8 protein-coding genes and 1 pseudogene are annotated in these 8,822 nt (G+C 62.5%); all 9 read left to right on the top strand.

Translation table 11 applies throughout. The features are described 5' to 3' along the window. A pseudogene (locus VMR39_RS30135) lies at positions 1–329 on the top strand (hypothetical protein); the annotation flags it as partial. Beyond that, a complete protein-coding gene (locus tag VMR39_RS30130; protein WP_325422191.1) occupies positions 326–499 on the top strand; it encodes a ribbon-helix-helix domain-containing protein in 174 nt (57 codons plus the stop codon). The pseudogene VMR39_RS30135 and the gene VMR39_RS30130, both read left to right, overlap by 4 nt. Then, entirely contained in the window at positions 486–1,655 is a 1,170-nt protein-coding gene (locus tag VMR39_RS30125) for a DNA cytosine methyltransferase (RefSeq protein WP_325422189.1), read from the top strand. The genes VMR39_RS30130 and VMR39_RS30125 overlap by 14 nt, the downstream gene beginning before the upstream one ends. A gap of 75 nt (positions 1,656–1,730) precedes the next feature. After that, positions 1,731–2,678 (top strand): Eco29kI family restriction endonuclease, encoded by a 948-nt coding sequence (locus VMR39_RS30120; protein WP_325422187.1) that lies wholly within the window; start codon positions 1,731–1,733, stop codon positions 2,676–2,678. After that, positions 2,650–3,123 (top strand): very short patch repair endonuclease, encoded by a 474-nt coding sequence (locus tag VMR39_RS30115; protein WP_325422185.1) that lies wholly within the window; start codon positions 2,650–2,652, stop codon positions 3,121–3,123. Before VMR39_RS30120 ends, VMR39_RS30115 begins: the two co-directional genes overlap by 29 nt. Next, positions 3,120–5,447 carry an ATP-binding protein gene (locus VMR39_RS30110; protein WP_325422183.1) on the top strand — a complete coding sequence of 776 codons (2,328 nt, stop codon included), beginning with the start codon at positions 3,120–3,122 and terminating at the stop codon, positions 5,445–5,447. Before VMR39_RS30115 ends, VMR39_RS30110 begins: the two co-directional genes overlap by 4 nt. Continuing rightward, positions 5,447–7,120 carry a DEAD/DEAH box helicase family protein gene (locus tag VMR39_RS30105; protein ID WP_325422181.1) on the top strand — a complete coding sequence of 558 codons (1,674 nt, stop codon included), beginning with the start codon at positions 5,447–5,449 and terminating at the stop codon, positions 7,118–7,120. Before VMR39_RS30110 ends, VMR39_RS30105 begins: the two co-directional genes overlap by 1 nt. After that, entirely contained in the window at positions 7,117–7,644 is a 528-nt protein-coding gene (locus tag VMR39_RS30100) for a hypothetical protein (RefSeq protein WP_325422179.1), read from the top strand. The genes VMR39_RS30105 and VMR39_RS30100 overlap by 4 nt, the downstream gene beginning before the upstream one ends. Continuing rightward, positions 7,632–8,762, top strand: a complete 1,131-nt coding sequence (locus VMR39_RS30095; RefSeq protein ID WP_325422177.1) for a PIN-like domain-containing protein — start codon at positions 7,632–7,634, stop codon at positions 8,760–8,762. The genes VMR39_RS30100 and VMR39_RS30095 overlap by 13 nt, the downstream gene beginning before the upstream one ends. Positions 8,763–8,822: the final 60 nt, after the last annotated feature.

Here is an 8,822-nt window from a genome sequence, read left to right as displayed (position 1 = left end):
TGCCCGGCGACCAGTTCCTCGCCAATATGCAGACGGTGCTGAGCAACGCGAATTTCGGCCGGCTCCTGCTCAACTCCTTCATCATCGCGGCTGGCATCACCGTCGGAAAGCTGGCGGTCTCGGTGATCGCGGCCTTCGCCGTCACCTATTTCCGCTTCCCCTTCCGTATGACGGCCTTCTGGCTGATCTTCATGTCGCTGATGCTGCCGATCGAGGTGCGCATCGTGCCGACCTACGAGTCGGCCGCGAACGTTGCCCTGCCGCTCAACATCCGCGGATTGCTGCGGAGGCCGGGTTGGGTAAGGACGGTCGGGATGCGGAGCGGGTGACCACGACGCTCACGCGTAAGCAGAAGGCGGAGCTTGATCGTCTTGCGAAGGCGCAAGGCGTGAAAGTCGCCTGGCTGGTCCGGCGAGCGGTCGAGAGATTTTTGGAAGAGGCTGCGGGCGGGCCGTTATTGCCGCTGGATCTAAATGGAGGCGAAGATGCAAAGCGCTGAACTCTTCGCTGGCTGTGGGGGACTGGCGCTTGGAATGTCCCGTGCGGGGTTTCGACACCAGCACATGGCGGAGTTCGACCAAGACGCGGTCGCGACGGTTTTGCACAACAAGGCAAAGGGCATCGAACACGTCCGCGATTGGCCGATGGGTCTTCAGGATGTCCGAGAGATCGACTGGAAGAAGTTGACTTCCCTTGATCTCGTTTCTGGCGGACCTCCCTGTCAGCCATTTGGAATTGGCGGGAAAAAGCATGGCCAGGACGACCATCGTGATATGTGGCCCGAGGCCATTCGGGCGGTGCGAGAGGCAAAACCGCGGCTGATCTTGTTTGAGAATGTGAGGAATCTGGCTGGTCCTCGCTTCCGCCCTTATCTTGAGTGGATCGTCTCGCATCTCGAGCGGCCAGGAATGATCCGCAAACCGGAAGAGTCGCATACCGAGCACCGCGCGCGGCTGGCGACGTCCAGGAGTCGTAAGGATTACAAGGTCGTTTGGCAGCTTGTGAACGCCGCCGATTTTGGCGCGGCTCAAATCAGGCACCGCGTTCTGATCTTCGGGATCAGAGGCGATCTCGATGTTGTTCCGTCGCCGATGCCGCCGACTCATTCGCGTGATCGGCTTCTCTGGGAGCAGTACGTCACCGGGGAATATTGGGCACGCCATGGCCTAAAGAGGCGCCGTACCCCCATTCTTCAGCAGGACCACGCGCGCATTGAACGATTGAAGCGGGCGGACATTGAGCCGGCTGGGGCCCCATGGGTCACGGTCCGGGATGCGTTGAAGGGCCTCGGCGAACCGAACGGCAAGCGCAACCATGTCATGCAGATCGGCGCGCGAATTTACCCTGGTCACACTGGAAGTCCCCTGGACCTTCCCGCCAAGGCTCTGAAGGCCGGTGATCATGGTGTTCCCGGCGGCGAGAATATGATGGTGCGTGACGACGGGTCGGTTCGCTACTTCACCACCCGAGAAGCCGCGCGACTGGTCGGCTTACCGGATGACTACGAGTTTCCGCGGTCATGGACGGAGAGCATGCGACAGCTTGGAAACGCGGTTCCGGCTCCCCTCGGAGCCGCGGCTGGCCGTTGGTTGGCCGCCCAGGTCGAAGGAGGAAAGGCCCTCGGCGGCCTAGCTTCCACACGTCGCGCGGCGTAGATTTGTCTTTTATTTCAGCCGGAGGGCGAGTCGCGGCCGTTAGACCTCGTTTCGGCTACCGAGGGGGTTTAGTGGATGGCGCTCGCACCAGACCGAGCCGCGATTAAGGCACTCGAGGAAGCGCTTGCGGCCGTGCTCTCGGCGGCCGGTAGCAATCCTCCTCAGGCGGTTGTGCGTCGGATTCGTGAGGGTTTGGCGGCACACGCCGCCGCTGTGGAAGCGGCGCGTTCGTCCACCGATCCGATTCGGATGCCCCGCGCGACCTTCGATCCCGCCGATCCAAAAGCGATCGGCCGGATGGTCTCGATCGCGCTCCTTGCTCAGCCTCTCGTGGCGTTGACCGATGTTCGATCAGCTTATGGTTCGGGCGTCTACGCAATCTATTACCGTGGCGATCATCCGCTGTACGGCGGCATCGCAGGATCCGAGACGCCGATCTACGTCGGTAAGGCTGATCCGGCGAACGATGACGCCAGCACCACGCGCGAGCAGGGCGCGAAACTTACGGCGCGCTTGTTGGAGCACGCCGGCACGATCGGAACGGCGGAAGGCTACGCTGACAAGCTTCCGTCCCATCTATCCGCCATAAAGCTCGCGGACTTCGTTTGCCGCCGACTGGTATGCGCGACGAATGCCCAGCTGGTCGCGGAAAAACATCTCATTCGGACCTTCTGGCCGATCTGGAACTCGGAGACCAAAGCCTGCTGGGGAATGAGCAAGCATGGCGACGCGGCGACCACGCGAGCCAATAAGCGCTCTCCATGGGACGTCGTGCATCCTGGGCGACTCTGGGCATTGGATGAGCGGCTGGCGGACTCGCTGACGCCGGATGAGATCGCCAAGCGGATCGCCGCGACGCTGGAGCGGGTGCCGGCACGACAGGATCATGCCGCGCTACTGGAGGAGATGTTGGCCGGCTTTCGTCAGGACGATGCCGTGTCAGTAGTTCCCGAGGTTCCGCCGGTGGGCGAGGACGTCGCTGGTCCTGAGCCGGATGAGGCTGGCGGTGTCGACGACGAATGAGACGGATGCGGCCAGAAGTGCGCAGATGTCTCGCATACGAGGGCGTGACACGAAACCGGAGATGCGCGTCCGCCGGGCCGTGCACGCCGCCGGTCTGAGATACCGTCTTTACGCCAAGGACTTGCCCGGAAAACCGGATCTCGTCTTTCGATCGCGCCGGGTCACTGTGTTTGTGCACGGATGTTTTTGGCACCAGCATCCTGATCCGTCTTGCAAGTTGGCCAGGATGCCAAAATCGAAGCTGGATTTCTGGCGGCCGAAACTAGAGGGCAATCGGCTGCGTGATGTGAAAGTGCGTGAGGAACTTGAGGCGCGAGGCTGGTCCGTTGTCGAAGTCTGGGAATGTCAGACCGGAAAACAGGACTTGGAGGCGCTGGCGACGCGGCTAAGGCAAATGCCCATAGTGAGGGCGTCGAAAAAAAGGGAGGGGAAGGCCTCGAAATGAGTCAGGAATTCGACCTCACGCCGGATCCGCGCGTCCTGCAGATGCTTGGCGAGATCAATCTCCCACAATGGCGTTGCCTCGCAGAGCTTATCGACAACTCGATCGATGGCTTTGTCCACGCGGCACGATCCGGCGCCCCAATTGATGCGCCGGAGATCGGCGTGGCGCTGCCAATGGCCGACAATGAGAACGCCCGTGTCACCGTCAAGGACAATGGGCCCGGGATGTCCTTCGAGTCGCTGGAGAACGCGGTGCGCGCGGGCTGGTCGGGCAATGACCCGCTGTCCAACCTTGGCTTGTTCGGCATGGGATTCAACATCGCGACAGCACGCCTCGGCCTTGTGACGGAGGTCTGGACGAGCCGCGCGGGCGACCCGGAGGAGGTCGGGGTCCGTATCGACCTGGACGAGCTCAGGACCACCCGGAGCTTCAAGGTCCCGCGCCAGACCCGCGCGAAGCCTGATCACAACGCCCATGGCACCACGATCGTGATCAGCCGGCTCAAGCCCGATCAGCGCGCGTACCTCGCGCGGGGCAATAATCAGAAGACGATGCGCAAACATCTGGCGCGCGCCTATTCGGCGCTGCTCGGCCAATCAGAAGCCGGAAAGATCCGGTTGATGGTCGGCAGCGCCCGGCTGTCGCCGCGGCGACATTGCGTCTGGAGTGAGGAGCGGACGGTCTCGTTTCCAGACGGCACGGTCGCGAGGGCGGTCGAGCATATCGACGTCAAGCTCGCGCCGCGGCGCTATTGCACCCATTGCATGCGGACACTCGCGGTCGCCGAGGAAAGCTGTCCGACCGGGAGCGCGAGCTGCAACGTCGTAGAGGCGGAGCGCCGGATCCATGGCTGGATCGGTCTCCAACGCTACTTGCACAACACCGAGTTCGGTCTCGATTTCATTCGCAACGGTCGGAAGATTGAGATCGCGAACAAGGACCTGTTCGAATGGAGCGATGGGGACACCGCCGAAGTCGAATATCCCACCGACGACCAGCGCGGTCGCGGCCGTTTCGTCGGCGAGATCCACATCGACCATTGTCGCGTGAGTTACACGAAGGACCGTTTCGAGCGGGACGATCCCGCCTGGAGCGAGATGGTCCGCGTCGCCCGCGGCGAGGGTCCGCTTCGGCCGATTGTCGCGAAGCAGCGCGGATATGAGGGCAACGATAGCCCGCTGTACCGGCTGTATCAGGCGTTTCGACGCTCAAGCCCGCAGGGCAAGAATGGCCTATGGTCGCGAGTCCTCGTCGTCAAGGACAATGATCGCGCGCAACAGATGGCCGCGCTTTTCGACGAGGACGATCCCGACTATCTGACCGACGACCGGTGGTGGCAGCTCATCCTTGAGCAGGACAAGGAGGTCCTTGGGGACAAGCCTGGCGACCCTGGCGACGCCCCCCTTCCGCCGGGCTTCGTGGACGAGCCCGCCGCGCCGGGGCCGGACGAGCCCGTGGTGCCGACGCCCGAGCCGCAACCGGCGCCGGAGCCACCGCCGCCGCCCACGAGACGGCCGATCCACGAGTTGTCGCGCAAATACATCCATCCGACCTTCCGGGTGGAATATGAGATTCAGGCCTATGGGGTCGCGGGCAATGATCCGGATCTTCCGACCGGACTTCCCTGGATTTTGAGGCTTGATGACGTCGCGACGCGGACCTATGGCTTCCTTGTCGATGTGAGTCACGACGTCTTTCGGTCGACGACGATGACTCCACTCGACGGCCTGCTCACCGAGCTAACCCATCGCACGGTCGAGTTCCTCAAGGGCCAGGCGCAAGACCCGTCGGTCGCGGGCGTGTTGGCGGATTTCCGCAAGCAATATTGCGTCGACACCCGGCTCGATCCGCAGGAAATCATCACCCTGGCTTCGTCTGTGCTTGGCGACATGGCGCGGGCGATACCTTCGCTGATCGACGCCGGCCAGGGCGAGGTGATGTTCAACGAGCTTGAGGAAAGCGAGAAGGAGTCAGTGGCCCGTCGCATGGCCAATCGTGGCGTTCCTGATCATAAGGTCCTCATCTCCGATGGGCGCTTCTGGGACTATGCGGATCCAGAATCCTTGCGGTCGCTATTCAATCGGCGCCCCGAGCTGTTTCTGGACGGGAAATTTTGGAACGATGCCTATGCCGGCTTGGATTTTGGAAGCCCGGCGGTGACCGACCAGGCCCGTCGCTCTGTGCGGGCGCGCTATGACGCCTATCTGAGCGACGCCGTCTGGCTCGCGAACCAGTCGTCCGCCGACATTGATCGCGCGAGCCGCGACGCGATCATTCGGGCGACGTGCTCGGTGCGGTTACTCAAGTCCGACGTGTCCGACTGATGCGTGAGCCCTTCCTCGACGCGGAGCGATTGCTGAAAGGGCCTTGGCAGGCCTTTGAGCGCGATGTCGCGCGGCTGCTCGTCTGCAACGGGTTTGAGGACGTGCGGCTTGTCGCTGGAACGGGCGACCACGGGGCGGACGTGCTTGGCGTCAAGAATGGCGAGCTTTGGGTCATCCAGTGCAAATTCACCACGGGCGGTTATCCCTCGGCGAGCGCCGTGGACGAGGTGGGCGAGGCCGCGCGTTTCTATAAGGCTGATCGCATCTACGTGGCCTCCAGCAGGAGGGCGGGTCCAGCGACTCATGAGGCGATCAGGCGCTGGAAGGCGCTCGGCATCGACATCGGGGTGCTCGAGCCGGCGATGCTTCTTGAGCTCGCGCGGAAGAGCCCGGAATATTCCGTTCATCGCCGAGCGCTGCGCGACTATCAGGACGATGCCGTTGAACGGTTTGTGGCATCGCTCCGAGAGACCGGACGAGGTCAGGTCGTCCTCGCGACCGGGCTTGGAAAGACCGTTGTGCTGGCGGAAAGCGTGGCCGAGCTGTTTCGCGACAGCGCCATCCCTGGCGGCCAGGCGCTTGTTCTGGCCGGCACGCGCGAGCTTGTTGATCAGCTGCAAAGGTCCTTTTGGGATCAGCTTCCGAAATGGATCGCGACACACCGGCTGATGGGAGGCGAGAGCCCGAGCCATTGGGATGGCATCACCTTCGCCACCATTCAAAGCGCTGTGTCGCGGCTCGACGAGCTTCCCGACTTCGGCCTGGTACTCATCGATGAGGCGCACCATGTCGGCTCGGAGACGTTCCGTCGGGTCACCGATCATCTCGCGGACGCGATGATCGGTGGCGTCACCGCCACCCCTTGGCGCGGCGATGGCTATGATATTGACGAGCTGCTCGGTCCGCCGGTCGTGAGGATTGGCATAGCCGAGGGACTCAAGCGAGGCTTCCTGTGCGAGGCGGATTACCGCCTCTTGGCTGACAATATCGACTGGGCGTTGGTTCGCGCGCACTCGCGAAACCGCTACTCGCTGAGCCAGCTGAACCAGCTGCTGCTGCTTCCAACGCGCGATGAGGAGGCGGCTCGGACGATACGCGACACTTTCGACAAGGAGCAGCGGCGATCCGCGATAGTTTTTTGCTCCTCTGTCCAGCATGCCAATGGCTTCGCGGCGACGTTGCGTCTGTTTGGATTCCGCGCCGAGCCGATCACAGGTGAGATGACGCCTCGGGAGCGCGACCGGGCAATGGCGGCCTTTCGGAAGGGAAGCCTCGATATTGTCACCACGCGCGATCTGTTCAACGAGGGCGTCGATGTACCCGATGTTGACATGATCGTGTTCATGCGCGTGACGCACAGTCGGCGAATCTTCGTGCAGCAGCTCGGGCGTGGGCTTCGCATCAGCCCGAACAAGACCAAGGTGGTTGTCCTCGACTTTGTCAGCGACTTGCGCCGTATCGCGGAGGTCGTTGAGCTCGAGAAGGCCGCGCGCGGCGACCTGGAGCGTCTGCGTCTCCCGGGCATGGTGCAATTCCGGGACGAGGGCGCGGGCAGCTTCATGTTGGACTGGATGCGAGACCAGGCCGATCTGTTCATGCGCGAGGGCGATCCGACGTTGGAGCTGCCGGCGTTCGATTTCCCGAAGCCGCATAATCGGGGGACGGTCCAATGAGGATGCCTGAGGAGATACGCGACGGCCTTCGCGACAAGCTCTGGGGCGCGGCCGATGATTTGGGATGGGCGACGCTCAACGATTCGGAGCGCTCGCGATACTACGAGAAGTGGACGAAGGATCCCTCGGTCGGTGGCCAGCTCGCGCACTTCATGGATCCGCGCAAGGTGCGGGTCTACATCAAGGATTCGCTGATCAAGCCCTATGAGCGGGCGCGTCTGCTCGCGAGCGAGCCCGAGATGTGGCGCGCGCTGGACATGGCGGCTCCGACGGCGGTCGCCGAAACCTTCATCAAGCCACATGGGTGCCGACTGGAGGACGGTCGGGTGATCTGTTGGGGCAAGAGCCGTGATTGGAAGCTCATTCTGATGGCGGTATTCGAGCGTGGCAAGTCGCGTCACGAGGCGAGCCCGTTCGGCGCGGTTCTGCTTGAGACCGGGAAGACTCCGGACGAGGGAACCCGGAATCTCGTCAGGGACGCCGCCGCTCGTCTGGGCATCGCAAAGCTCGCATGGCTGGACTGATGCCGATGCGTGACAGATTCCCAGGATGGTATCCCAAGAGGCCCGAGGAGATAGCGAAGCTCTGGGACAGCGCGATCTTCGTCCCCGACGCGAACGTCCTGCTGCACTGCTTGCGTCATACGACTGTGGTGCGCGACGAGCTGCTGCGAATATTCGAGGTTCTCGGCGACGCGCTGTGGATTCCTTATCAGGTCGGGTTGGAGTTCCAGCGCAATAAGCTGGATGTGGAGTTCGGCGCCCTCGACGCCTATGACGCGTTGATCAAGGATCAGGAGGCGATCGTGGAGAAGGCCCGCGATCGCCTCCGGCAGGTTCGTGCCCATCCGACCATCGACGTGCCGAAGGAGCTGTCAGCACTCGACATGTTCCTGGCGGACTTCAGGGGTCGCATGGAGACGGCCCGGGCAGCGCACCCGTCGTCCGAGATCGACGGGGTGGTGGAGAGGCTGACCAAGCTTCTGGGGAATCGGATTGGCGACAAATGGCGCCCCGATCAGCTCGCGGCCTTAAAGAAGGAGGGCGAGGATCGCTACGCCAAGAAGATCCCGCCGGGCTACAAGGACATCAAGAAGGACGCTGGCGAGTTCGACAAGTTCGGCGATCTGATCATCTGGAAGGAGATGATCACGAAGGCGAAAGCCGATAAGCGTCCGGCGATCTTCATTTCCGATGACGCGAAGGAAGACTGGTGGTGGATCCATCGCGGCCGCAAGATGGGGCCGCGGCCGGAACTGATCGAGGAGTTTCGGGCCGAGGCGGGCCAGGATTTCCACATCTACGAATTCAGCCAATTCCTTCGATTTGCCGCGCAGCGGTTTCCGGAAATCAAGGCGAACCTCGAGAAGGTCGAGGAGAGTCTACTGGCCGACGAGGAGGCTCGACGTCGTCAGGTCGATGCAGCGGCAGCGTCGGATCTCGACGCAAGACTGCGAAGTTTGGAGGACGAGCGTGACCAGATCATCAGCGTGTTGTCTGGTACGCCTGGCGTCGGGACTTTCGTCGCCGGAGATCGAGCCGCGATGCGTGCTCGCTTGGAGGAACTCAATAGAGAGATAAAGGACGCGACCCAGCCTCGCGGTTCCGACCATCCCAATAGTGAGCGTTCCGACACCAACTAAGTTAGCGAGTCGCTCCGGGTCTTTGTGGGGGGACACGCATTAGTGGCCGCCCTCGGCTAC

This window comes from Sphingobium sp., from assembly GCF_035511395.1.
GTDB lineage: Bacteria > Pseudomonadota > Alphaproteobacteria > Sphingomonadales > Sphingomonadaceae > Sphingobium.
The sequence above is the reverse complement of the archived record's forward strand: the minus strand, read 5'-3'. Positions and strand labels throughout refer to the sequence as shown.

Coding starts and splice junctions, on each gene's coding strand:
- VMR39_RS30125 (WP_325422189.1), top strand. CDS start 486: ATGCAAAGCGCTGAACTCTTCGCTGGCTGTGGGGGACTGGCGCTTGGA.
- VMR39_RS30120 (WP_325422187.1), top strand. CDS start 1,731: ATGGCGCTCGCACCAGACCGAGCCGCGATTAAGGCACTCGAGGAAGCG.
- VMR39_RS30115 (WP_325422185.1), top strand. CDS start 2,650: ATGAGGCTGGCGGTGTCGACGACGAATGAGACGGATGCGGCCAGAAGT.
- VMR39_RS30110 (WP_325422183.1), top strand. CDS start 3,120: ATGAGTCAGGAATTCGACCTCACGCCGGATCCGCGCGTCCTGCAGATG.
- VMR39_RS30105 (WP_325422181.1), top strand. CDS start 5,447: ATGCGTGAGCCCTTCCTCGACGCGGAGCGATTGCTGAAAGGGCCTTGG.
- VMR39_RS30100 (WP_325422179.1), top strand. CDS start 7,117: ATGAGGATGCCTGAGGAGATACGCGACGGCCTTCGCGACAAGCTCTGG.
- VMR39_RS30095 (WP_325422177.1), top strand. CDS start 7,632: ATGGCTGGACTGATGCCGATGCGTGACAGATTCCCAGGATGGTATCCC.